Origin of the sequence: Fulvimarina fulva, assembly GCF_039652615.1 — a bacterium.
In the GTDB taxonomy this organism is placed as follows: Bacteria; Pseudomonadota; Alphaproteobacteria; order Rhizobiales; family Rhizobiaceae; genus Fulvimarina.
Map to the genome: position 1 here is coordinate 179,687 of NZ_JBDJAC010000007.1, position 23,559 is coordinate 203,245.

The 23,559-nt window shown below is 59.8% G+C and carries 24 protein-coding genes and 1 tRNA gene; 18 read left to right on the forward strand and 7 right to left on the reverse strand.

Annotation, left to right across the window (positions count from 1 at the left end):
* The first annotated feature begins 159 nt into the window (after positions 1-159).
* The 14 genes from ABDX79_RS11750 (at position 160) to ABDX79_RS11815 (ending at position 10,380) form a co-directional block, all read left to right on the forward strand.
* Positions 160-540, forward strand: a complete 381-nt coding sequence (locus ABDX79_RS11750) for a hypothetical protein (RefSeq protein ID WP_346220477.1) — start codon at positions 160-162, stop codon at positions 538-540.
* Positions 537-803, forward strand: coding sequence for a hypothetical protein (locus tag ABDX79_RS11755; protein WP_346220478.1), 267 nt, complete (start codon positions 537-539; stop codon positions 801-803). Before ABDX79_RS11750 ends, ABDX79_RS11755 begins: the two co-directional genes overlap by 4 nt.
* Positions 804-912: 109 nt before the next feature.
* Positions 913-1,116 (forward strand): hypothetical protein, encoded by a 204-nt coding sequence (locus ABDX79_RS11760; RefSeq protein ID WP_346220479.1) that lies wholly within the window; start codon positions 913-915, stop codon positions 1,114-1,116.
* A 984-nt stretch (positions 1,117-2,100) separates the two neighbouring features.
* Positions 2,101-2,409 carry a DUF6074 family protein gene (locus ABDX79_RS11765; RefSeq protein ID WP_346220480.1) on the forward strand — a complete coding sequence of 103 codons (309 nt, stop codon included), beginning with the start codon at positions 2,101-2,103 and terminating at the stop codon, positions 2,407-2,409.
* Positions 2,406-2,588: a hypothetical protein gene (locus ABDX79_RS11770; RefSeq protein WP_346220481.1), complete on the forward strand. Its 183-nt coding sequence runs from the start codon at positions 2,406-2,408 to the stop codon at positions 2,586-2,588. Before ABDX79_RS11765 ends, ABDX79_RS11770 begins: the two co-directional genes overlap by 4 nt.
* Positions 2,589-2,890: 302 nt before the next feature.
* A complete protein-coding gene (locus tag ABDX79_RS11775; RefSeq protein WP_346220482.1) occupies positions 2,891-3,508 on the forward strand; it encodes a hypothetical protein in 618 nt (205 codons plus the stop codon).
* Between the two features lie 509 nt (positions 3,509-4,017).
* Positions 4,018-4,413, forward strand: coding sequence for a hypothetical protein (locus ABDX79_RS11780; RefSeq protein WP_346220483.1), 396 nt, complete (start codon positions 4,018-4,020; stop codon positions 4,411-4,413).
* A complete protein-coding gene (locus ABDX79_RS11785) occupies positions 4,410-5,984 on the forward strand; it encodes a hypothetical protein (RefSeq protein WP_346220484.1) in 1,575 nt (524 codons plus the stop codon). Before ABDX79_RS11780 ends, ABDX79_RS11785 begins: the two co-directional genes overlap by 4 nt.
* 1 nt (position 5,985) lies before the next feature.
* Positions 5,986-6,273: a hypothetical protein gene (locus ABDX79_RS11790; protein ID WP_346220485.1), complete on the forward strand. Its 288-nt coding sequence runs from the start codon at positions 5,986-5,988 to the stop codon at positions 6,271-6,273.
* Positions 6,273-6,977, forward strand: a complete 705-nt coding sequence (locus ABDX79_RS11795; protein ID WP_346220486.1) for a hypothetical protein — start codon at positions 6,273-6,275, stop codon at positions 6,975-6,977. Before ABDX79_RS11790 ends, ABDX79_RS11795 begins: the two co-directional genes overlap by 1 nt.
* A 296-nt stretch (positions 6,978-7,273) precedes the next feature.
* Positions 7,274-8,038, forward strand: coding sequence for a hypothetical protein (locus ABDX79_RS11800; RefSeq protein WP_346220487.1), 765 nt, complete (start codon positions 7,274-7,276; stop codon positions 8,036-8,038).
* The gene (locus tag ABDX79_RS11805) at positions 8,035-8,769 is read left to right on the forward strand and encodes a hypothetical protein (RefSeq protein WP_346220488.1); all 735 of its coding nucleotides are present in this window, start codon (positions 8,035-8,037) and stop codon (positions 8,767-8,769) included. Before ABDX79_RS11800 ends, ABDX79_RS11805 begins: the two co-directional genes overlap by 4 nt.
* A gap of 49 nt (positions 8,770-8,818) precedes the next feature.
* Positions 8,819-9,490 (forward strand): hypothetical protein, encoded by a 672-nt coding sequence (locus ABDX79_RS11810; RefSeq protein WP_346220489.1) that lies wholly within the window; start codon positions 8,819-8,821, stop codon positions 9,488-9,490.
* A gap of 542 nt (positions 9,491-10,032) precedes the next feature.
* Complete coding sequence (locus ABDX79_RS11815) at positions 10,033-10,380, forward strand: hypothetical protein (protein ID WP_346220490.1); 348 nt, start codon at positions 10,033-10,035, stop codon at positions 10,378-10,380.
* A 152-nt stretch (positions 10,381-10,532) separates the two neighbouring features.
* On the opposite strand, the gene ABDX79_RS11820 is transcribed toward ABDX79_RS11815, so the two are convergent.
* The 3 genes from ABDX79_RS11820 to ABDX79_RS11830 all read right to left on the reverse strand — a co-directional run bounded on the left by ABDX79_RS11820 (position 10,533) and on the right by ABDX79_RS11830 (position 13,246).
* Positions 10,533-10,916, reverse strand: a complete 384-nt coding sequence (locus tag ABDX79_RS11820; RefSeq protein ID WP_346220491.1) for a tyrosine-type recombinase/integrase — start codon at positions 10,914-10,916, stop codon at positions 10,533-10,535.
* Positions 10,917-11,169: 253 nt separating this feature from the next.
* Complete coding sequence (locus tag ABDX79_RS11825) at positions 11,170-12,225, reverse strand: hypothetical protein (protein ID WP_346220492.1); 1,056 nt, start codon at positions 12,223-12,225, stop codon at positions 11,170-11,172.
* 945 nt (positions 12,226-13,170) lie between these two features.
* Positions 13,171-13,246, reverse strand: a tRNA-Lys gene (locus ABDX79_RS11830).
* Between the two features lie 258 nt (positions 13,247-13,504).
* Between ABDX79_RS11830 and ABDX79_RS11835 the strand changes: the two genes are divergently transcribed.
* The 3 genes from ABDX79_RS11835 to glmS all read left to right on the forward strand — a co-directional run bounded on the left by ABDX79_RS11835 (position 13,505) and on the right by glmS (position 17,689).
* Complete coding sequence (locus ABDX79_RS11835) at positions 13,505-14,245, forward strand: cytochrome c biogenesis CcdA family protein (protein ID WP_346220553.1); 741 nt, start codon at positions 13,505-13,507, stop codon at positions 14,243-14,245.
* Between the two features lie 95 nt (positions 14,246-14,340).
* Positions 14,341-15,702, forward strand: a complete 1,362-nt coding sequence (gene glmU / locus ABDX79_RS11840; RefSeq protein WP_346220493.1) for a bifunctional UDP-N-acetylglucosamine diphosphorylase/glucosamine-1-phosphate N-acetyltransferase GlmU — start codon at positions 14,341-14,343, stop codon at positions 15,700-15,702.
* Between the two features lie 160 nt (positions 15,703-15,862).
* On the forward strand, positions 15,863-17,689 hold the full coding sequence (gene glmS, locus ABDX79_RS11845; protein ID WP_346220494.1) for a glutamine--fructose-6-phosphate transaminase (isomerizing): 1,827 nt from the start codon (positions 15,863-15,865) through the stop codon (positions 17,687-17,689).
* Between the two features lie 261 nt (positions 17,690-17,950).
* Here the strand turns inward: glmS and rpsU are convergent, their stop codons facing one another.
* The 4 genes from rpsU to ABDX79_RS11865 all read right to left on the reverse strand — a co-directional run bounded on the left by rpsU (position 17,951) and on the right by ABDX79_RS11865 (position 20,642).
* A complete protein-coding gene (rpsU, locus tag ABDX79_RS11850; RefSeq protein ID WP_346220495.1) occupies positions 17,951-18,178 on the reverse strand; it encodes a 30S ribosomal protein S21 in 228 nt (75 codons plus the stop codon).
* A gap of 95 nt (positions 18,179-18,273) precedes the next feature.
* On the reverse strand, positions 18,274-18,570 hold the full coding sequence (locus ABDX79_RS11855) for a hypothetical protein (RefSeq protein WP_346220496.1): 297 nt from the start codon (positions 18,568-18,570) through the stop codon (positions 18,274-18,276).
* A 132-nt stretch (positions 18,571-18,702) separates the two neighbouring features.
* Positions 18,703-18,915, reverse strand: coding sequence for a cold-shock protein (locus ABDX79_RS11860; protein ID WP_346220497.1), 213 nt, complete (start codon positions 18,913-18,915; stop codon positions 18,703-18,705).
* 323 nt (positions 18,916-19,238) lie between these two features.
* Positions 19,239-20,642, reverse strand: coding sequence for a cytochrome P450 (locus ABDX79_RS11865; protein ID WP_346220498.1), 1,404 nt, complete (start codon positions 20,640-20,642; stop codon positions 19,239-19,241).
* Positions 20,643-21,094: 452 nt separating this feature from the next.
* Between ABDX79_RS11865 and gyrB the strand changes: the two genes are divergently transcribed.
* Positions 21,095-23,533, forward strand: a complete 2,439-nt coding sequence (gyrB, locus tag ABDX79_RS11870; RefSeq protein WP_346220499.1) for a DNA topoisomerase (ATP-hydrolyzing) subunit B — start codon at positions 21,095-21,097, stop codon at positions 23,531-23,533.
* Positions 23,534-23,559 lie beyond the last annotated feature (26 nt).

The following is a 23,559-nucleotide window of genomic DNA, read 5'->3' on the forward strand; positions in this document are numbered from 1 at the left end:
GGCGAAGTGCCTTGATTGCTGTGTTGGGCAGCATTCCGAAATTCGGCAGTGTGAGAGCGTGAATTGTGCGCTCTGGCCCTTTCGGAGTGGGAAGCACCCCTACACAAGCGGACGGATGAAAAACGCGTCCCAGGAAGCGGATTACGAGGAGGACGCCGCGTGACGGACAGCACCCCGAAAAACGAAAGGGTCGGCGAGGTTGCAGCCTCCACCGACCCGAAATCACCCGAGAACCCTACCAAGGAAAACGGAATGACTACGGCAGTAGATAACACCGCGCGGCCTGCGATGCCAGATGCGGACGGACTCGCCCAGAGTGAGCTCTTCGAGCTTGATGGCACGATCAACCATGCACAGGTCTGTTCGCTCGCTCTCGACGTCATTCTCGACCACACGCTCACGAACAAGGGCTATCGCCTGACGGAGGACGAGGCCGAGACAATCCTGCATCTCGCATCGGAAGCGGATCTCGCCATCAAGGCGGTTCGCGAGCGGTGGAACGTGGCTCACCAGCGAGTAAGCGGGAGGGCCACAGCATGAAGGAGAGATACGAAAAGGCTTTCGAAGATCTCGAGATGCCGCTCTACCGAATGCAGCGTCTCGCCGAGCTGATCGATCACATGCACGTGGAGGAGATCAGCAAGATCAGCGAGGACCGCCGCGGTCGGTACTACAGGGTCTGCGAACGGGTGGGCGAACTGATGAGCTTTGTCGCGGCCGAATGCCGGGAACAGGCGACTATCGTCATTGACCAGTGGACCGCCGCGCACAACGCGGAGTGTCGCACGGAGGATCCTTCATGAAGCGCGGCCTCAACATTGCACGCTATTGGCTCTCCGGGTTCCTGATCTGGATCGCCCGCCGGATCGTTGACGTCGCCGAGATCGTCACGCCTGAGCTTCGGAGGGCGTAATGACAGAAGTCCCCATCGGCGGCAGCACCGGCCTCGACCACGAAACCAGCGCCTCGATCGACGAGGCTGCAAACTGGCTGGCGGGGGAAACCCCGCCGCCGCATCCAATCGTTCCAGCGCTGCGCAAGCGGTTCGGCCTCACCCCGATCGAAGCCTGTCAGGCGTTGCGCGAGGCTGATGCCATCCGAAGGAGGACGCTGTGAGCGTTTTCGGTATGGGATCAGTCGAGAAAGCGATCTTCGAAGCCGCGCGTTGGTATGCTCGACGTCGCGATGCCATACCCACCTCACCCAACAGCGCCGTTGCGGAGATAGTCGAACGGTTTGCTCTCACCCGCGAACAGGCTTCCGAAGCGATCACGCACGCCAACGCGGCAGAACTGCGGGGCGAGTGATGACGGGAAAAGCTCTCCTGAAGATCGGCCGGTGCATCCTTGCGGAGAAACCGAAGCGTGATCGTACCGATGCGAAATTCTCGCTTTCGATAATGCGGCTGCGAGAGATCGAGGACGTCATCCGTCATCGCCACGGTATCACGATACCGGACCCAGAGGACACAGATGATCGCGAGTTCTGCCTTGGCTATGTGAGAGCGGCAGCGCTCGCCCTCGCGCGCCAAGACATGACATCGTGGTGCCAACGTTGGGCGCCCTGGGTTCGTCTTGGCGAGATCGTCGAGATCGAAGCGCTCGCGTCGAAACGGCGCCATATGGTCAAAGCGGACGGTATCGCCGGAATGCTTCGCGTCACGAACGAGGAGCGGACCCGCCTGCACCTCAACACGATAGGCGCGTGCGACTTGCCGAAAGCCGCTCGCCTGAAGATGGCGAAGGATCGAAAGCGCCTTCGCGATCGGGAGGCGAAGCGGGATCTTCGAAGGTCGACCGGCACAGTCAGTCGCGAGTCCTATGAGGGCCAGTCTGCCGAGCGAACGAAGCCTTGGGAGGAGGCCGGCGTCTCGCGTGCCACATGGTATCGGCGCCGTGAGACAGGTCCGTCGCGAGTAGATATAAATACTAGTGGCGACACACTTGTCTCACCATCCTCAAAAGCCCCTGCACGATCTCACCGTACGGACAGTCCGGACGGCGAAGCCGAACGGAAAGGGGTTCGGGGGTCCCACCCCCGACGGAGGGCCCGGGAGGCGGAGCCTCATGGGATTGGCGACAAGATTTCGGGAGAGGCAGCATGAAAGGTGAACAGATGGATCTCCTGTCCTGGGAACGTCCCACCGCGACCATCCACGTCTTCCCCACCGACCGCATGACCGGCAAGGTTCGGCAGGTAGCGCTTGCCCTTGATCATCGGCAAGGAAAGAAGGCGGAAGGCTACTGGCGAACAGAATGCAACCGCATGGCGGCATGGCTTCAGGTCGCCGGAGTGCCGGAAGCATTGATCCGTGATGAGGTCGACCGGTTCGCCTTGGCTGTCCAACGAGAACTTCGCGAGCTTCATGAACCCGCCGCGTGGAATCAGCCAGGGGGTGACGCAGCATGACCGTCACCCGCTCGCCGGATGGAACCTTCGCAGTCGTCAGCGGTCACAAGGTGATTGAGACCGGCTTCATCACGATGGCGGCCGCCTGGCCCTGGATTGATCGCCACGACGGCGACCCCATCAATCGCAGCGAGGACACGTCGGAATGGTCTTGGAATAAGCGGGTGCATGGTGAATGAAGGATAAGCGCGACGGCGGGGTTTAGGGCGGAGCCCCATCTTGATCCTTAGACGAAATCGATGGAGATCGTCGCTGACACGTTACGACCAATTCCTCTATCCGCAGAAGAGAACACCCTCACATGACACTTTGCATAGTTTGGCGCACGCAGGACAACATCTGCTTCGCATCTGACTCCAGACTGTCTTTCGGGCCCAATCGATGCGATGCGGCCATCAAAGTTAGCCGGATACCCTACAATGTGTACTCAGTTGGAGAACCTGATCAACCAGATCCACTTGTTGCCACGGGAGATCTGGGAATGGGATTTGCCGGATCCTCCTCTGTAGCCCTGATGGTCAAAGAGACTCTGTCCGAGATCGTTCGAAACCTTCAAGGCGTTCCCGGTTACATGGACACTGGAATGGATGGTGTCTCGGACGTCGTTTTTCGAACGTTCAAGGTTATCGCGGGAAATATTGGTCAGGCTATCTTTCAGGCTTCCGCCACCGAAATCATATTCGCCGGCTATTGCACAACTAATCACCGCTTGCGCGCGTTTCGTATGGAGGCCAACCAGCAAAACGTTGCGACGCTCTCCGAGGTTCTGACCCAGACTGGAGACATCGAATTTCTGGGTTCTGGGGCTCGAAGTGCAAGGACCCAATTAGGAACGTTAAGGACGCAGCGCGATATCCTTCAAACTCTGAAGAATGTTATCGACGATCCGAGCATCGCGGACGTCGGCGGCAACCTTCAGTTCGGGGAATTCAAGGAAAAAAATTTCCAGCCGTTCGGCATGGGGCTCCAAAGCCAATCACCATCTGGAATTTCGTATTTCCGAGGGTCTGTGGATTACCATGGTCCGGATTTCGATCACACGAATGGCCTCCTACCCCGATTTCCATTGCTGGATTTGATTACAAACCCATTGAAGTGACCCTCTCGCACGCACCCACCAAATCCCCAATATTTTCTGACTGCCCCGCCGCTCCTCAGAGAGTCCGTCCAGCGCGCGTTAGCTCCGTTCAGGCATCAATCCAACAAGACTGGCTCCTCGCTCTCTCGCGGCCCTGAAATTCGACCGGCAATCCGACCGACCGGCTGGCGCTTGTTCTGACTGTCGATCCGCCCTGCCGCCTGCTCACAAACGCCTCCGCACTAAACGAACATGCCCGCATCTGTCGACCGAACGGTTTTGAGCATATGAGCAGATATCTGCTCCGAATGGTTCGATTGTGAGCATCGCGAGCGGAAGAGTTCGGCACCTTCCCGCCCTGGTGATCTTCACTTTCGAGTTATCCACAGGCTTTCTCGGCGAACTGTAGGAGAGCAGCGGGAAGCGAGGAGAAGCCAAGAGAACTCGCGGCAATTCGGCAAGTGGCTCGATGTCTCGCTCGATAGGAAAAACCTATTGAATGAAGGGCAATCGGGCGGCATTTTCCTATCATGTCGCTCACTCGCTCCCCCATTGGTACATCTTCGCCCGTCGCTCGCTCGGCGGTTTCGAACGGTTCGCGCCTGCTTACCGGCATCGATGGCCGGAGCGCTTCGGCCCGCCGGTTCCGTGACCTGGCAAGGGACTTCGCAGGCGAGCTTGGGGGCGAGGATGCCCTCACAGCACCGCAACGCGCCTTGGTCCGTCACGCCGCTGCCGTAGTGCTCGAAAGCGAGGCGCTACAGGCCGCCATCGTCAGGGGCGAGGACGTCGACCACGAACAGCTTGTGCGCGTCTCCAACGTTCTCGCTCGCTTGATGCGCGACCTCGGCGTGAAGGGGACCGGGAAGCAGAAAGAGCCGGGCGCCGATCTCAACGCCTACCTGAAATCGAGGAACGCCGCGTGACCGCGCTCGTCACCATGCGGGAAGCATTGAGCGATCCCGCCCTTCTCGGTGACGTGATGCCGGGGGATAGCTGGGCCGGATGGCGCGCCCTCCTCATCGCTGCCATGGGCGAGGAATTGACCGCAGACGAGCGAGAGCTATTCCGCACCCTGACCGGCCGGGACCATGAGCCGGGCGAGTGTGTCGAGGAGCTATGGGCCGTGGTTGGCCGGCGCGGCGGCAAGACGAGGGCGGCGGCGGTGGTCGCGGTCTATCTCGCTGCCTTGGTCGACTATTCCGACAAGCTGGCGATCGGCGAGCGTGCAGTCCTGCCCTTTATCGCGACGACGACGAAACAGGCCCGGAAGGCGTTCGGCTATGCGGCCGGCATCCTCGAATCGACGCCGATGCTGCGAGGGCTGATCACGAACCGGACTGCGGAGACGATCGCGCTCTCGACGCGGGTGGATCTCGAAATTCAACCGGCGTCCTGGCGAGGCAATCGAGGCGACACCAGCGCAGCCGTCATCGGCGACGAGGCAGCGTTCTGGCGTGACGATACCAGCGCCAATCCCGACACGGAAATCCTCAACGCTCTTCGGCCCTCGCTGGCGACGACGGGCGGCCCTTTGATCATCATTTCGAGCCCGTACGCGAGGCGGGGCGAGCTCTACACGACGTGGAAACGGCACTACGGGGCGAGCGGCGACCCGCTCATCCTCGTTGCGCAGGCCCCGTCCCGTGTCCTTAACCCGTCCCTGTCCCAGAAGGTCATTGACCGCGCTATGGAGCGCGACCCGGCCGCCGCCATGGCCGAATGGGGAGCGCAGTTCCGAACCGACGTTGAGGCGTGCCTGACGATCGAAGCCGTCGAGGCGGTGACCCGGTCCGGTGCTCGCGAGCGCGGGCGCATCGGCGACGTGACCTATTTCGGCTTTGTCGATCCGTCCGGCGGCTCGGCGGACTCGATGACGATGGCGATCGGGCACAAGGAAGGATCGAAGGCGATCCTCGACGTCATTCGCGAGGTTAAGCCTCCCTTCAGCCCGGAGGCGGTCGTCGCTGACTTCTCCGCCGACTTCAAGCGATACGGTGTCCGAAGGATCGAGGGCGATCGGTATGCCGGCGAGTGGGCACGCGAGCCGTTCCGAAAGCTCGGGATCGAGTACGTCGCAACGTCGAAGCCGAAGGTCGATCTCTATCGGGATCTCATCCCCCGGGTGAACTCGGGCGAGGTCGAACTCCTCGATATGCCTCGTCTCGCCTCGCAGCTCGTCAGCCTCGAGCGCCGGACGAGCCGCGGTGGCCGTGACACCATCGATCATCCGCCACGCGGTCATGACGACGTCGCGAACGCGGCTGCGGGCGTCCTTGTCCTCATCTTCGATCGGACCTTCAGCACAGCGAAGCCGGGGACGACGCGCATGGCGACATACGGTTACGGCGGCCAAGTCCATTTCGCCGATGACAAGCGGCAACGTGCCTGGGAGCGACGTCCGGCGCCTCAGCCCATCACGATCGGCCCGCACGATCATCCTGCGCCGGCTGTCCCGCAGATTCCCTATCCTTCAATCTCGTTTAGGAGGCCCTGACATGGGTGCTGAAACCACTTCCCCGCCGACCAGCGTTGGTCGCGGGTCTGACTTCGTTCCGACTTCGATCATTGCCGGTTCCCCTGCGGGGATCGCCGAGCATCTGCGAACGACACATTTCGCCCCTGGTGAAACCCGTGCTTCGATCATGGAGATCGGCGCCAGCGGATTTCCCGATCCGGCGCGAGCTATCGGCCGTCTGGCGCGCTTCGCCGATGCTGGTGTCACCAAGCTCGCTATCTCTGACGGCACCTCCTGGCACCTCCTCGTTGCGGGGGACGCGATCTGATGGAAACCACGGAACCAATCACCCGAAGCGCGCTCGAGGTCCGGCTCAACCCGCTCGGATGGCCGGTCGAGGCAGATGCGAGCGAGCATTATATCCAGCCGTATAACGCGGCCGCCGGCGAGGCGCAGGCTGTATATGAAGCCTTCCAGAAAGCCTCGGCGGAAGCTGCGAATAATCCTGGCCTGACCGATATCGGCAGGCGTCAGGCGGCTCACGACTGGGCGGAGAAGCATCTTCCGGCACTGCGTGAGAAGCTCGCGAGGATCCGGTCTTCAGCGGCCGAAACGATCGAGAACGCCGGCAAGTCCATGACGGCAGCGTTCACGGCCCCTGCGGAGGAACCGCAGGATATCGCGATGCTGCAAGAGGTTCGGTCATGGCTTCGGACCATGCCTGAGAACCAGCGCACGATGAAGGTCGTCGAACTTGCCCGTGCCGGTGATCGCACCGCACTTCGCGCGGTTCTCACCGCTCCGTCCTACCTCACAGGAGTCGATCATGACTTGCTCACTCAGGTGCGTGACATCGTCTCCGAGGCAGACCACCCCGAACGGTTCGCCAAGGTCCAGGCCGTAAAGAAGGCCGCGACATACAGCGAACGGGCACTGGATGGCGTCATTCGGTTTATCGAGCAGGAAGGGACCGTCCTCGGAAAGCGTCCGGGTTCGACTGATACCGCCGTTCGCCTTCCGCGGTCCGCGTAGGAGCTCAACGATGAACGCGCTCGCTTTACAATCCGCGATCACGCCGAAATACGACCCGGCGAACGAAGACGGCGGGCATCGATACGCTGCCTTCGCAGGCGGCTATCAAAGCGGCTCTCCTGTCTCTGGAGGTGTGAACGGTGCGCTCGGCGGCATCGGCGTGGCCAGTTCGCTCGGAAGCACCGCAGCCGGTGCATCGTTCCTCGGCGCGATCGGAGGCCCGGTCGGCATGGCCGTTGTCGGCGGCATCGCCGGCCCGGTCGGCTCTCTCTTCAAGAAGCGAAAGGTCAAAGCCGATGACGGCGATCAATATCATCGTGGCGACAACGAAGGCGTTCGTTCTGACGGACTCCGCGTTCTACCGGCCGTCCGGCGAAGTCGTCGAGTTCGGGCGCAAGTGCGTCGTGGCGCAGGGCGCACGGTTGGCGGTCGCGACCCGCGGCGACTATCGGCTCGCACCTGCCATCGCTGAAGCCTGCGACGATCTTTATGACAGCATCGATGACCTGATCGAGGAGGAGGCGCACAGTCTGCGCGGGCTCTACGAACGGACGATCCAGGCGGCCGGGGCCGTGGACGCATCGGCTCAGATGCTTTTCGTCGGATGGTCTGCGCACAAGGGCGGGCCGGTAGCTGTCTCCCTTCTCTACGATGGCACCGAATGGACCTTCGATGATCGGAGCGAGGAGGGCGCCGTCGCTCCCATGCCGGACGCCACCGAGATGTCACGGCTGCGCATGCTTCGCGCGGAGCCGGGCGAGGACTATGACGCCGAGACCTTCGATCCGATCGCGCATGGCATTCCACTCATCGAAGGCCAGCGGCGCATGAAGCTGAAAAATCCGACCTTGCCTGGATCGGCGAAATTCCACTGTGTCGGCGGCGACGTTTTGCTCACGACCGTGACGGAAGTTGCGATCGAGCAAGCAACGGTCCATTCCTGGCCTGATACTGTCGGCTGTCCGATCCGACCGGAGCCGTTCGCCCTGCCCGTGACTGAGGGCATGTCGCGCCAGCAACGCCGGGCGCTCGCTCGTCAGGCCAGAAAGGTGGCGGCGTGAGTGCATACGCCACCCTTTGCCGACCAGATGCGGGCTACCTCTGGACGGACGGCGCGATCTACGACGCCGACACCCGACTCGTCCAAGTCAGTCGAAAGGCGCATCCGGTCGCCGGCAAGCCGCTTGTGGTCACCGGCCGCGGCGGGACGGCACTGCCGATCCTCTTTGCGGAGTTGCTGGCGAGCGAGGACCTGACGATCGACGCCCTCGCCACCGAAGGCGAAGCAATCACCGGCCGCTTTCTCGACGAACACGCGGGCTATATCGCGAGCCTCGAGGAAGCCGGCGCGATGATCGACCCGCAACGCAGGCAGGCAAGCGATCTCGTCGTCATCGGATGGTCGGAACGGCTGGTCGCACCGCTCGTCGTTCTGAGAACCACCTGGCCGGAAGAGGACGGCATCCTCTTCAAGATCGGCGAACAGTTCTCGGCGCCGGCCATATCGGCCAAGGCGGGCCGCAGGCTGGCAATGCGGCTCGGCGGTGCGTCATCGGCCTCCGAAGTCCATCCCCGCGCCTACGGGCTCGCTCTGTTCGATACGATGCGGAAGACGCCGGGAGACGCCGCGCTCGGATATGAAGGGGTCTATGCCGTTGGCGGGCATGTCCTCGAAACCGTCGTGACGGCCGAAGGCGTTTCGCAGCGGATCATCCAGACATGGCCCGACAAGATCGGCGAGTGGATCGATCCGAGGGCCGACTCAATGCTGAAAACGGCTTCTCTCAGGTAGGCTTTCCAGAATCCAATTGTTGGATGGCGGTTCACCAAGGGATAGATTGATGGAAAATTCCTATAAGATCAGGATTTCTGGAATGGATTTGCCGATCGAGCTTCCTTTGTCGAGGCCAAAGCCGAAGGGCCGGCTTGACGCTCTTGCCGATCGTCTGGGCTTCAAGATCATCCCGACCTATCGCCGTCGGGGCTCAAACCAGACCCATGCCCGCGGCGCGCTCAAGGCGATCATCGCCGAGCATGGCGAGGGACACCTTGTCACAGTGGTTCGGTGCATCCGGGAGACCGGCGGGAATCGACAAGAGCTCTGGTCCGAAACCCTCCTTGCGATCTCCGACGTTCTGGCGATGCGGCCGGACTGGCGCGATGCCGGCGGCGATCTTCTCGACGCTTTCGATGCAATCCCGCTCGTCAGCTTGCGAGAAGCCGTTGTACGCTGCCGTCCATGGCCGGTGCGGCATACGGCTGCGCGGGATGATCTATGTGCGCCTGGCGGCGGCTCTGGAGGCCAGGGCGGCGGTATAGGCGATCCTTGCCAACTTTCTCCAATGGAGGACGTTTCCGCGAACGGCGCACACCCAACCATCACGATTTCGGTGACGGTCGTTCGGCTCCGTAGGAAAGTGCGGCTCGCCCCACGGCGGGGCAAGTCCGCGTTGCCGTCACGAGCCACGGTGCAGGGCGACATATTATCTCCTTGCCACTCCAAATCCTCCTGAAAAGCCCAATATACCGATTTGGAAATGCAAAGACGTGCTAGGCCTTGCAGCTACGCGCAAGAGATACCGGTCCACCAGCCTTGAAGCTGAGTGAGAATTTGGTAAAGATACCGGGAACGGAGTGCCGCCGAGTACGTCTTCAACGGTAATGGCAGATCGGACGACGCGTGAGCGTCCTCTCAAGCGAGAACTTGGCTGTGGACACAGCCTTGGGATTAAGCTCGTGTAAACGAAATGAAAGGTAGGTTCTTATGGGTTTCGCCGCTGAGCAGTGGGATGACTCTATGGACGTGCTGGACAGAGTGGATACAAATCGCAGTCGAACAGCGTCTCGCGTGGTCGAGGGGCTTCGATACGACGTAATTGGATCCGGCGGCACGAAAGACCAAGGGCAGGCTCTTGAGTATGCCGCTCGTGAGTTGCTAATTGGCGGCAGAGACGCCGAAAATCGTGCGAGAAGAATTTTATCTAGCGAATTTCCGGAGCCGATTGCTGCGGCGCTAGCTGTCGCTCTGAGCGATCGGTTGGGTTCTCTTTGATAGATGGCAAGCCCTGAAGGTAATGAACAGGGTTCAAGCGCTCCAGGGCTCGATGTTCCTCGTCTCATAACGAGAATCAATACGAGAGACTGGGAAGGTCGCGCCGAGCTGGAAAAGCAGAAACTTCAACGTGAGAAGAGCGCTCGGGGTGTCTCAGGTTGGTTTTTTGGGGATGGCCACGACCCAAAACACCTTGTTGCAGGCTTTCTCGCGCTTCTGATCACGCTGGTTCTCATCATTTTCGCGTTTATTGCCAGCGAGGGTTTGAAAGACGTCTTCTCAACAGGGTTAGGCGTTCTGGGAACCATCAGCGGATATGTGCTTGGGGCGAACAACAAGCCAAGCAATTAGTCCGCCATGAGCTAGTGCGCACGCACAATCGAAGAGATCAGGATTGCCCATCCAGCAAGGGCCTTCCGCTTTTCGACAAGGTAGTCGTTTAGATCATAGTGCCGTCCAATGACAGCCGCCGCCCCTGCGGTATCGCCGGCATGAGCGATCACCTAGGATACGATGAAGCGAGGGAATCCAAGGCGCTCGCTCGTCAGATTTGTCGCCCCGGTTCTGCGGAGATCGTGCGGCGTTTCTCGCTCCATCTCAAGCCCTTCCAGCATCCGGTTCATGGCCCGCGAGATCGCGCCGGGATCGAGATAGATCGGCTCGTCATCGCCTTTCCTCGGTGACATGAAAACGAACTCGCCTTGTCCCTCGCATTGATCGAGGAACGACATTACGAGATCAGAGAGCGGCAGGAGATGGATCCGCTTGCTTTCATCCTGGCGGCTGGGATTGTCCATAGGTAGCGCGTCCGGTCGATTCTCTGACCATCGCATGCCAGCGATCTCCGAACGCCGCTGGAGCGTCACCGCCGCGAGCTGAAGGGGCAAAGGCCCATCGTCCTCGTGATGTTCAGCCCTTTGACCGCCTGCGGCCGCTCGCAGGCCTGCCAGAACCTCCGAAGCTCCTCATCGGTCAAAACTCGCTCGCGCGGCCGAGCTGCGGGCGATCTTCGCGCGCCTGGAGGCCGCGCTGTGCGTCAGACAAGCGGCTTAGTGGAGCGTCCGGCGCGCTGTCGTCTATCGCTGTGGAGGTGCACGCAATCGATTGCGAGATAGCGGGGATGGCTAGGCAGTGAATAGGTCAAACTCTTACTGACAACACCAGTGGGGCCTCTCTGGGAGGTTCGCGAAGGCGAAACTCGACCGTATCGTCTGTGACGAAGCCTTCTGACGATTGGCGTATCAGAATAGTCGCTTTCTTCAATCCTACCCCGTCATGTGCAAACCACCGTAAGACGTCATCTGAGCCGCCCTTCACGCCGAAATTAACGTTTCCTGATTCTTCCTTGAGAGAGAAGTATTGTTCGACAGAGCCTGCCGCTAAATCAGCGGCACTAAGCAAATCCAGCATTAAAACAGATCGCTCTTTAAAAGGGGTGGCCCCACCAATTTGCCCAAACTGGAAGCCTTCACGCTTGTAGTTACGCACAACAGTGCCGAATAAGTTTAAAGCGTTTTTGTGCTTTTCTGGATTAGGGCAAATGTCATCGTGGTCTGACATCCAAAACACATTTTGCTTTTCGGCTGCCAGAAGCCCCGTTAGATAGGCAGCAATATGCACCACCCTTGCAAGCTTTTCAGCGGGCTTCGGTTTCCATTTGCCGAATCCGTACTTGCTTAGTTCTGCAACTAGTTCTTGCCGTGCAGCTTTTCTTTGTCGGCCGAACAAAGTTGGTATCTTCTTCTCGACAAGCACGCTGCAGAGGAGGCCGTTTATTCCCTCATCGAGTGCACGGAGGTACTTTGGAATAGATTGACGCATCCGATCATCTCTTAAATCCTTATATGAATATTCTTTGTCGCCCAGGCCGAACTCATCACGAACTTCCCTCATTCTTTCTTCGAAGTAGCTGATAGAACCCATTGCGCAGACAAGAAATGAATAGGAATTGAACTTTCCTGTACTTTCGCCGCCGTAGTCGCTGAAAATTCCCACGCCCTCGTTGCCGTACGCGGCAAGGTTTGGCAAAAATAGCGTCTTTCTGATCTTTCTTCCGATAAAGCTGCTTTCCAAAGCTTGTGTAAGGCTCGGATACTGTTCTTGGAGACCCTTACGTAAGACAAATACATTCGGATCCGTTAGAACGAGATTCTGAGCAAACTCCTGCAGGCCGGGCGAAATGGTGTGGTCTGTCATTTGCACCTGCCTGACTAAATCGTGGTTCTAAAACAGACAGCTTTAGCTTTGGAAATGTCGCGCGCAAGCGTCCAGCCCTGAATAGGACTGCATCGTCGCCGAGTCCGATAAAGCGGCGCGCTAGGCATTGCCATTACGGCGACAGGGTAGGGCCATTACGACCATACCTTGATGGGTCAGTAGAAAACTCGACGGACCCGCCTAGCGTTCTTTCAGCCAAGGCTTCATCTCTGCTCGAGAAATTACGTCGTCGCGAATTTCTTTTAGCATTGATTCCATATGACTTAAGCGTCCTTCACAGCCGACGATGCTTCGGCTCGCTTCGTCCAGGCTGTCGAATGCATCTCTCATGTTGCGCATTTTGCGCCATTTGATAGTGGGCTCCGGTATTGGAGTTTCGCCCTCAAATGGCTCGATACGAGCATGGAGACGCGCAACGTCACGCCGAAGGCGCTCTGTCTCTCGTGTAAGCCTTTCGAGGGTGTCAGCGATACGTGCAAACTGGACGTGTACTTCCGTCATCTCGATCGCTCAACCGTTTCCGATCCTTACATAGTATCCACGAACCGTGGGATTTTGGCTCACGTCTGGCACTGTTTGATTTAGCGCCATAGGACGTGGCGCTATTCGATTTCTCGCCACCGCTTCACTTCGAAAGTCTCGTTTTGCCCTCTCATAACGTAGATCGGCCGAAACTCGCCTTTCGGCTCTGACGCCATTGGCACAGGCATATCGAGCTCGCCACGATGAACTTGGCCGCGCTCGTCTTCGAACTCAATTTCTCGATCAGTTAGTGGCGGTGTCGTTTGCCAATCGGCCATGTTGCATCCCATGTCGCGTGGAGTAGCCGAGCCTACCGGGAAACTCCTGTAAATCAAGGGAAGTCGCTGCAACATGGATGCGACATGTTTTCGAAGGAAAGTGCCGCTAAGTGCCTGAAATCGTTGGTGGGCGCGCAGGGACTCGAACCCTGGACCTACAGATTAAAAGTCCGTTGCTCTACCAACTGAGCTACGCGCCCGAAGGGCCGGACAAAACCCAGCCTTCTGGGGCGCTTCATAAAAACGCCGCTTGAATAGGTCAACCGGCAATCTGACCTGCGCGACGCTTTTACCGTTTGGTGCCTCGCAAAGCGATGGTCTATGACCGGCGAGCGCTGAAGGATCGTCCGTGACTTAACGGCGATGCGGCGTCGCTCCGCAGGCCTCCTCGTGGCTTGTCATTAAAGGGCTGCGCGAACGACGAACTGCGAGCATGCGAAGAATAAAGGTTGCGTGACGTGTTGAGCGAACTCTCCTATCCGACCGCTTTGCTGGCAGGCGCGCTGTCTTTTCTGTCCCCCTGCGTCCTTCCGCTCGTGCCGCCTTATCTTTGCTATATGGCGGGCGTTTCGGCGGACGATCTCAGAGCGGGCTCGAAGGGTGAGACGGCGCACCAGGGACGTCTCCTTCTTGCAAGCGTCGTGTTCGTCCTGGGATTCTCGACGGTCTTCGTCGCTCTCGGTGCAGGCGCAAGTACGATCGGTGGCCTACTGAGGCAGAATCTGAACTGGCTCGGTATCGTTGCCGGCATCGTTATCATCGTGATGGGGCTCAATTTCCTGGGCGTCTTCCGTCTGGGCTTTCTCGCACGCGAAAAGCGGTTTCGCGGGCCCGACAGCCCCGCCGGTGTCGTCGGCGCCTATCTCATGGGCCTCGCCTTCGCCTTCGGTTGGACTCCCTGCATCGGCCCCGTTCTTGGCGCGATCCTCGGCCTTGCCGGCGCGCGCGATACGGTCGGCGAAGGCGCTTTGATGCTGGGGGTCTACTCGGCCGGTCTCGGGGTTCCGTTCATTCTAGCTGCTGCGTTTTCCGGTGCGTTTCTCAATTGGCTGGGCGGTTTCCGTCGCCATCTGAAAGCGGTCGAGCGAACCATGGGGGGACTACTGGTCGTAACGGGTTTTCTTTTCCTGACCGGCGGCATCCAGTGGATGTCGTTCTGGCTGCTCGAGACATTTCCCGGTCTTCAAGCCATCGGCTGACGCCGCTCATCTTCACAACACCGTCCGCTTCGTGAGAGAAGCCTGTGGCGGTACCCATGTGGTGGCGCCCTCAAACGTCTCGGCCCGGAACCTTCATGTCTCGCACCTGTCTCACGATCATTCTCGCCGCTGGCGAGGGAACGCGTATGCGCTCGGCTCGCTCGAAAGTTCTTCACGAGGTCGGACACCTGCCGCTCGTCCGCCATGTTGCCCGAGCAGCGATCGCGGCAGGCTCGGAGCGTCTCGCAGTTGTCATCGGGCGCGATGGAGACGCTGTAGCGGCTTCCGTGCGAAAGGACGCGCCGGGCGCTCAGTCCTATGAACAGGTCGAGCGTCTCGGAACCGGCCATGCGGTTCTTGCCGCGCGTGACGCCATTGCCGAGGGCTTCGACGATATCGTCGTCCTTTTTGGCGATACGCCGCTTTTGACCGACGAAACGCTGATACGGGCTCGCGCCGAGCTCGCCGCAGGGGCCGGCGTCTGCGTGATTGGGTTCAGGGCGGCAGACCCGACCGGTTACGGCCGTTTGATTGAGGAGAATGGCGAACTCGTCGCCATCCGCGAGCACAAGGATGCCAGCGAAGCGGAGCGGGAAATCGGCTTCTGCAATGCCGGGATCATGGCTTTTGCTGGCGCAGATGCGCTATCCCTGCTCGATGCCATCGGCAATGAGAATGCCAAGGGCGAATATTACCTGACTGATCTCGTTGAGATCGCCCGGTCCCGCGATCACCGCGTGACGGCAATCGAAGCGCCCGTCGCCGAGACGATCGGTGTCAACAACCGCTCTGAGCTCGCAAAGGTCGAAGCGCTCTGGCAGGCCGTTGCCCGCGAGCGCGCCATGATTGGCGGCGTGACCCTCTACGATCCGGACAGCGTTCACTTCGCCTTTGATACCGAAATCGGCGAAGACGTGACGATCGAGCCGAACGTGATCTTCGGTCCTGGCGTCAGAATAGAAGCAAACGCGGTGATTCACGGCTTCTCCCATATCGAGGGAGCCCGGATCGGGCGAGGCGCCTCGATCGGGCCTTTTGCCCGACTGCGGCCCGGCGCGGATCTTGGAGAAAGCTCGAAGGTCGGCAATTTCTGCGAGGTGAAGCAGGCCGAGATCGCTGCCGGCGCGAAGGTCAATCATCTCAGCTATATAGGCGACGCGAAGGTTGGCTCGAACGCAAATATCGGCGCAGGCACGATCACCTGCAATTACGACGGTGCCCGGAAACACCTGACGGAGATCGGTGCCAACGCCTTCATCGGCTCGAATTCCGCTCTCGTCGCACCGGTCAAGATTGGCTCCGGCGCGTATATCGGCTCGGGCAGCGTCATCACCGACAACGTCGAAGACGATGCGCTGGGCCTTGCTCGCGGCCGGCAGGTGAACAAGCCGGGGCTCGGAAAGCGCATCGCAGAGCGCAATCAGGCGGCGAAAGCGGCGAGGAAAAGCCAGAGCTGAATTCCAATGTGCCTTATCGGGACGCCAAACTTAACCCTGTAATGCGAGGTCATTCTTTGTGACGTGCGGATTTCAGGCTTTGCGCTATTGAATGCCAAAAAGCGAAGTGCGCCCGGATGGTGCATTTTTCGATCGAAAACACGAACCATGGTTGGTCTTCATGTGCGGCATCATCGGGATAATCAGCGATCAACCCGTCGCGGACCGTCTGATCGACAGTCTGAAGCGTCTGGAATATCGCGGATATGACTCGGCCGGTATCGCGACGATCGAGGACGGCAAACTCTCGAGGCTGCGGGCCGAGGGAAAGCTCGTCAATCTGGTGAACAAACTTGCCGAAAACCCGAAGTCCGGGACGATCGGGATCGGTCATACACGCTGGGCGACCCATGGCGGGCCAAGCGAGACGAATGCCCACCCGCATCAGACGAAACTGCTGTCGGTCGTTCACAACGGTATCATCGAGAATTACCGCGAGCTTCGCGAAGAACTGCAAGCCGATGGTGCGGTTTTCAGTAGCCAGACGGATACAGAGGCCGTCGCGCATCTGGTGACACGGGAAATAGAGCGCGGCCTTACGCCGAAGGATGCAGTTCAGAATGCACTGGCGCGCCTCGAAGGTGCGTTTTCCCTGGCATTCCTCTTCGACGGCAACGAGAACCAGCTGATCGGCGCAAGGCGCGGCTCTCCGCTGGTCGTTGGTGACGGCGATGGCGAGAGCTTCCTCGGCTCGGACGCGATCGCGCTGTCACCCTTCACCGATCGCATCCGCTATCTGGAAGAAGGCGATCTCGTCGTTCTGACCAAAGACCATATCGAGGTCTACGACGAATTGGGCAATCCCGTCGATCGCCCGGTCAAGCGCTCCACCGGGAAGAGCTTCTATGTCGATAAGGGCAATTATCGACATTTCATGCTGAAGGAAATCTACGAGCAGCCGGAAGTCATCGGCCATACCCTGGGCTCCTTCGTGGATCTGACGACCGGCAGGACGAGACTTCCCGCGAGCGCTTCGATCGATTTCACGACTGTCAAACGGATGGCCTTGTCGGCCTGCGGCACGGGCTTCTATGCCGCTCTAGTCGGCCGATATTATTTCGAGCGTTATGCGCGCATCGCCTGCGATCTCGATGTCGCTTCGGAATTCCGATACCGGGAAAGTCCGCTCGACGACGTCGATCTGGCGCTCTTCATTTCTCAGTCCGGCGAGACCGCCGATACTCTGGCCTCTCTTCGACACGCCAAGGCCGAAGGGCTTTTGACGGCCTCGATCGTGAATGTGGACGAGTCGACCATAGCCCGCGAATCCGATCACGTTCTTCCGACCCTGGCAGGGCCGGAAATCGGCGTCGCCTCGACAAAAGCCTTCACCTGCCAGCTGATGGCGCTGGCAGCGCTTGCGATTCGCGCTGGCGTTGCGAAGGGCCGGATCTCGGAGGCACAGGAGCTGGAATTCACGAAGACGCTTCAGGAAGCGCCACGTCTCGTCAACGACGCGCTGCATCTGGAGAACCAGATCGCCCAGCTGGCGCGCAAGATGTCGGGCAATACGCACGCTCTGTTCCTGGGACGTGGCTTCTCTTATCCTTTGGCCCTTGAGGGTGCCTTAAAGCTGAAGGAAATCAGCTACATCCACGCAGAAGGTTATGCAGCGGGTGAACTAAAACATGGGCCGATCGCACTGATCGACGAGACGATGCCGGTCGTCGTGATTGCGCCGCACGATCGGAGTTTCGAAAAGACCGCTTCAAACGTTCAGGAAGTGGCTGCGCGCGGTGGAGACATCATCCTTCTAACCGACCGGAAAGGGGCGGAGGCGAAGGTCGTCGATAACGCTCAAACAATCGTCCTTCCCGACATGCCTGAGATCCTGACGCCAATCGTCTACTCGATCCCGCTCCAGCTTCTCGCCTATCACACAGCCGTGCAGATGGGGACCGACGTGGACCAGCCGCGAAATCTGGCAAAGTCGGTCACGGTGGAATGACGTTTTGCTGGCGGGCTTGGAACGCGCCACGCCACGGCTATCTTGCAGGCCCTTCGCCTGATTGAGCCGGGCCGCCTTATCGCTGGCAGGGCGGATTTGAAAACGTGTGTTCGCCGCTTGGGGCTTCGGCTTCGTCCCCGGCTTTCTCAGCCGGATACGGAATAAGCGAGCCAAAACGAAGAACGGCGCCACGAAGGGCGCCGTCGGAATGGGGCGGTTTTCCGCCCGCAACGAATTGATCGGTCTTGGAACCGGCAGGTCTTAGCGTGCGCGGCCGGTCTTCGGCAGAAGTCCCTCGCGCTGAGCCTGCTTACGAGCGAGCTTGCGGGAACGGCGTATCGCTTCCTGCTTGCGACGAGCGCGCTCTTCCGAGGGCTTCTCGTAAGAACGGCGTGCTTTCATTTCACGGAAAACACCCTCGCGCTGCAGCTTCTTTTTCAGCGCGCGCAGGGCCTGATCTACATTGTTGTCTCTAACGTCGACTTTCAAAACGTCTCCTTCATCTCAAGTTTCGCTTTTGTCACCGCAATCGCGAGACGCAATGCGGCGTCGATCCGACAAAACGGCTACCGACATCAAAAGGTTCAAACGGCAGCTTTTTTCTTCCGTACAGGAGAAGCGGACTTCTTCACTGTCTTGGCCTTCGCCGTTTTGCTGGCAGTCGCACGGCGCTTGGCCTTGCTGGCAGCCTTCGGCGCTTCCGCAACTTCGCTCTCGACACGAGCGAGCCGCGCAGCCTTCAGACGTTCCGTTTTTTCCTGCCTCGCGGTGTTTTCAGCCGCGATAATAATACCAGCAGTTCCTTTTTCAGAGCGATGCGGTGCAGACGTGCCCGTCTGAGCGACCTCGGCATTTTCGCGTGCTATGCGAGAATTGTCCATGGCCAAAGGTCCTTATGTCAAAATCGTTCCGGCTGACGGAACGCAAAAGCAGTCCCGCGCGACGCGTGCTGAAGAGCCGCCGCTCTCGAAAGAATGCGAACCGTCCGTTCGGACGGCTCGCGGTCCCAGCTGTTAGGCGAGCTGGATGTTGACCGCCTTCGGGCCCTTGCCACGCGGATCCGGCTCGGTTTCGAACGTGATTTTGTCACCTTCCTGTACCGAGGAGATGCCAGCGCGCTCGAGCGCGGAGATGTGCAGGAAGACATCCTTCGAGCCGCCATCCGGCGTCACGAAGCCGAAGCCCTTGCTTTCGTTGAAGAATTTGATCGTACCGGTCTGGCTCATAGGGAGCCCTTTCTGAAGAGTTTCGCCGAATCGTCGATACGGCTCGCACACACGCATTGGGTGATGCGCGATAGGTTATTTGATATCGCGACGCGCGACATCATTCGCTCGGTTTTTCACAAGAATGGGTGAAAGGAATGGTTCAAACGGCTGCGACTGTTATGTCACGGCAGAATCGCTCAAAGGAGCGAAAGGAACGGCAGCCAGACCCCGGGCTCATAAATCCCGATGAATGCAATATGGGCCTCCGCCGCCGAAAAGGCAAGGTGGCTTTGGGAGATCCGGATCAAACCGCTACCGGTCGATCCGGCTTGTCTGTCTGCTCACCGCCTCGATACGCGCATAGGCAAGCCATTTTCCGGCTGGACGGTGATCCGCTGGACGACGGAAGGTTGCTTGCTGCCAGCATAGTCGAAGCGCAGTGACTGCATCAGGATTGCAAGGGCGATGACCGCTTCCTGAAGGGCGAAGCTCGCTCCAATGCAAACACGCGGTCCCACGCCGAACGGCAGATACTGGTACCGGTCGATCGATTCCCGGTTTTCCGGCATGAAGCGATCGGGAATGAAGTGATCGGGCCGGTCCCAGAGCATTTCGTGTCGATGGATCAGCCAGGGCATGACAAGCACGGTGGACCCGGCCGGGATCTTCAGGTCGCCAACCTGGTCGGGTTGAAGTGCCGTCCGGTTCAAGGACGGCGCAGGCGGATAAAGGCGCATCGATTCTTCGAAGACGGCGCGCGTGCGGGGAAGCGAATCGAGATATTGGCTCGGATGATCCAGCGTCGGGACGATGTTGTCGATTTCGTCCTCAACCTTCTTTCGCTCCTCAGGAGCCTGGCTCAGCAGATAAAGTGTCCAAGCGAGGGACCGCGCGGTCGTTTCGTGGCCGGCACCAATGAAGGTGATGATGTTATCCTCGATCTCGTCGCGAGAAAGCCCTTCAGCCTTGAGGAGCAACGTCAAAAGGTCCTCAGGCGCGCCATCCGGATCTCGGGCGAGTTGAGCTTTGCGCTTCTCGATCGTATCGCCGATCAGTTGGCGAAAATAGAGCATCGACTTTCGTCCGCGCAGTCGCCTGATACGCGGCAGGAATTCCGGCGCGCCGAGGAGATCGAGCGGATCGACACGCCCCATCGACCCGAGGAAATTACTGGTCGATTGGGCGAACTCGCCGGGCTCGGACGCGATATCGTCCGAAAAGAGCGTCGCCTGGAGAATATCGAAGGTCAGCAAAGTCGTTTCGTGGCTAACGTCGACCGTCTGTCCGGCCATTCCGGCGAGGCGATCGCGAGCGTTCCGAGACCGGGTCGCCATCGGCTCGGTGAAGCCCGCGATGTGGCGCGGCGTGAAGATCGGCGCGATCGCTTTTCGCGTTCGCCGCCAGAGTTGGCCTTCGGCGGTCAGGAGGCCGTCGCGCAGAAGCGGGCGCAGGAGGCGCTGGCGCAGCGGCTGCATCACATAGTTCTTGGCATTTTCGACGAGCAGGTGACGAACCGCCTTTGGATCGTTGACCACGATATTGGGGACGCCGAGCCATTTGCCTTCGATGAACGGCTCCTTGAAGGCACGCGTGCCCCAGATCTCGATCGGATTGCGAGAGGCGGTCTTCAGAAAGCCGAAAAATCCGAGCGGCTCAGAATGGGGAACCGGCGCTGGCGCACGAAAGGGCAATGACTGCCCGGTGGAAAGCCTGACAGCGTCCAGTCTTGCCGTGGAATGACTCATCGAGAAGTTCGCCCATCTGTTATAATGCAGATTGTGCACTCAACATGGGCATCCTGCGACCGGACGTCGACCGCTCGGCCGCGGCGTGGCGCTGGCTCAAATCGACGCAAGCACTTGTTTGAATAGGGCCGTAGACTCAAAAGCGCTACCTTTCGTGGCAGGCCGCGCCAACATCACCGTAGAGATTCTCATCGAATCGGAACCCGCCGATTTGTCCGGCTCCGCGACCCGCAAACCGAAACGCGGACCGGCGATCGGAAAGGCTGTTTTTCACGTCCTGGATTCTGGAAGCCACGGCATCGATTTCACGGAGTGGTGCAAGGCTTGAGGCCCTGTGGCCAGGCGGCTTTCATACCATGCCCTTAATCTTTATATACTGAAGGTCTATCGCGGCGATTCGTCGTCGCGGGTGGCGCTTCACGCGCGCCCTTCAGAAGCATGCAAGGAAAACCATGTCCGCTGCCAACGATCTGTCCGCCGGTCTCTCGGCCGAATACGGTGCTGACTCCATCAAGGTGCTCAAAGGCCTCGATGCCGTGCGCAAGCGCCCCGGCATGTATATCGGCGATACCGACGACGGCTCTGGCCTGCATCATATGGTCTACGAAGTGGTCGACAACGCGATCGACGAAGCGCTCGCCGGCCACGCCGACTACGTGACGGTGACCCTGAACGCCGATGGCTCCTGCTCGGTGTCTGACAATGGGCGCGGCATCCCGACGGGCATTCACACGGGCGAGGGGGTATCAGCAGCCGAGGTCATCATGACCCAGCTGCACGCGGGCGGTAAGTTCGACCAGAATTCCTACAAGGTTTCCGGCGGTCTCCACGGCGTGGGTGTTTCCGTCGTCAACGCTCTTTCGGTCTGGCTGAAACTTCGGATCAAGCAGAAAGGCAGCGTCTTCGAGATGGCCTTCACGCATGGCGTCGCGGACGGCCCGCTCGCCATCGTCGGCGATGCAGGTGATGCGACCGGCACCGAAATTACCTTCATGCCCTCCCACGACACGTTTCGGGGGGTCACCAGCTTCGACTATGCGACGCTGGAGCACAGGCTGCGCGAGCTCGCCTTTCTCAATTCCGGTGTCCGCATCATCCTGACTGACAAGAGACCTGCGGACGAAAGAAAGATCGAACTCTTCTACGAGGGCGGGCTCGAGGCCTTTGTGCGCTATGTCGACCGCGCCAAGAAGCCGGTCATCTCTGCACCGATCGTTCTGAACGGCGAGAAAGACGGCATCACCGTCGAAGTCGCCATGTGGTGGAACGACGCCTATAACGAGAACGTCCTCTGCTTCACCAACAACATCCCGCAGCGCGACGGCGGCACCCACCTCGCTGGCTTCCGCGGTGCGCTGACACGGCAGGTTACCGGCTATGCGGAGGCGTCCGGCCATCTCAAGAAAGAGAAGGTCACGCTGACTGGCGACGATTGCCGCGAAGGTTTGTCCTGCATCCTCTCGGTGAAGGTGCCCGACCCGAAGTTTTCCTCCCAGACCAAGGACAAGCTGGTCTCGTCCGAAGTCCGGCCCGTCGTGGAAAACCTCGTCAATCAGGGTCTTTCCGAGTGGTTCGAGGAGAACCCGCAGGAAGCGAAAATCATCATCTCCAAGGTGACGGAAGCTGCCGCTGCTCGCGATGCGGCGCGGCGCGCCCGCGAGCTGACCCGCCGCAAGGGTGCCCTCGACATCACGTCCCTGCCGGGCAAGCTCGCCGACTGTCAGGAACGCGATCCGGCGAAGTCCGAAATCTTCATCGTCGAGGGTGACTCGGCTGGTGGATCGGCGAAGGGTGGGCGTTCGCGCCAGAACCAGGCGATCCTGCCCCTGCGCGGCAAGATCCTCAACGTCGAGCGGGCACGCTTCGACCGCATGCTGGGCTCCGATCAGATCGGGACGCTCATCACGGCGCTGGGCACCTCGATCGGCAAGGATGAATTCAACGCCGACAAGCTGCGCTACCACAAGATCATCATCATGACGGATGCCGACGTCGACGGCGCCCATATCCGTACGCTGCTGCTGACATTCTTCTTTAGGCAGATGCCCGAACTCATCGAGCGTGGCCATATCTTCATCGCGCAGCCGCCCCTCTACAAGGTGACGCGCGGTAAACAGAGCCAGTACCTGAAAGATGAGAAGGCGCTCGAGAATTATCTTATCGAGGGCGGCCTTTACGACGCTTCGCTGACGCTTCCCTCGGGCGAGGTGAGAACGGGGCGCGACCTGCGTGTGGTAGTCGACGACGCGCTCGCCATCCGCAGCATTTTGAGCGGTCTCCATTCGCGCTACGACCGCTCGGTGGTGGAGCAGGCTGCGATCCTTGGGGCTCTTGCACCCGAAGTCGCCGATCATCCGCAGGATGGTCCAGCAACCGCGCAGCGGATTGCCGAGCGCCTCGATCTCATCGCAGAGGAAACCGAGCGCGGCTGGACGGGGGAGGCGATCGACGGAGGCTATCGCTTCAAGCGCACCGTTCGCGGCGTCACCGAAGTGCAGAACCTCGACGCGGCCCTGCTCCAGTCCGGCGATGCCCTGGCGCTCATGCGCTATGCGCCGCGCCTCAGGGATGTCTACGACAACGGTGTTCCGACACTTGCCCGCAAGGATACGGTTCGCGACATCGCCGGCCCGCTGCAGCTTCTCATCACCGTTTTCGAAGTTGGACGCAAAGGCATCACGACCCAACGCTACAAAGGCCTTGGCGAGATGAACTCCGATCAGCTTTGGGAAACGACGCTCGATCCCGATGCGCGCACCCTTGTTCGCGTGAAGGTTCAGGACGCAACGGATGCCGACAACCTGTTCGCTCAGCTCATGGGCGACGAAGTCGCCCCGCGCCGCGAGTTCATCCAGGACAATGCGCTGACGGTGGCGAATCTCGACATTTGAGGACATGTCTTGACCGCGCGCGCGGG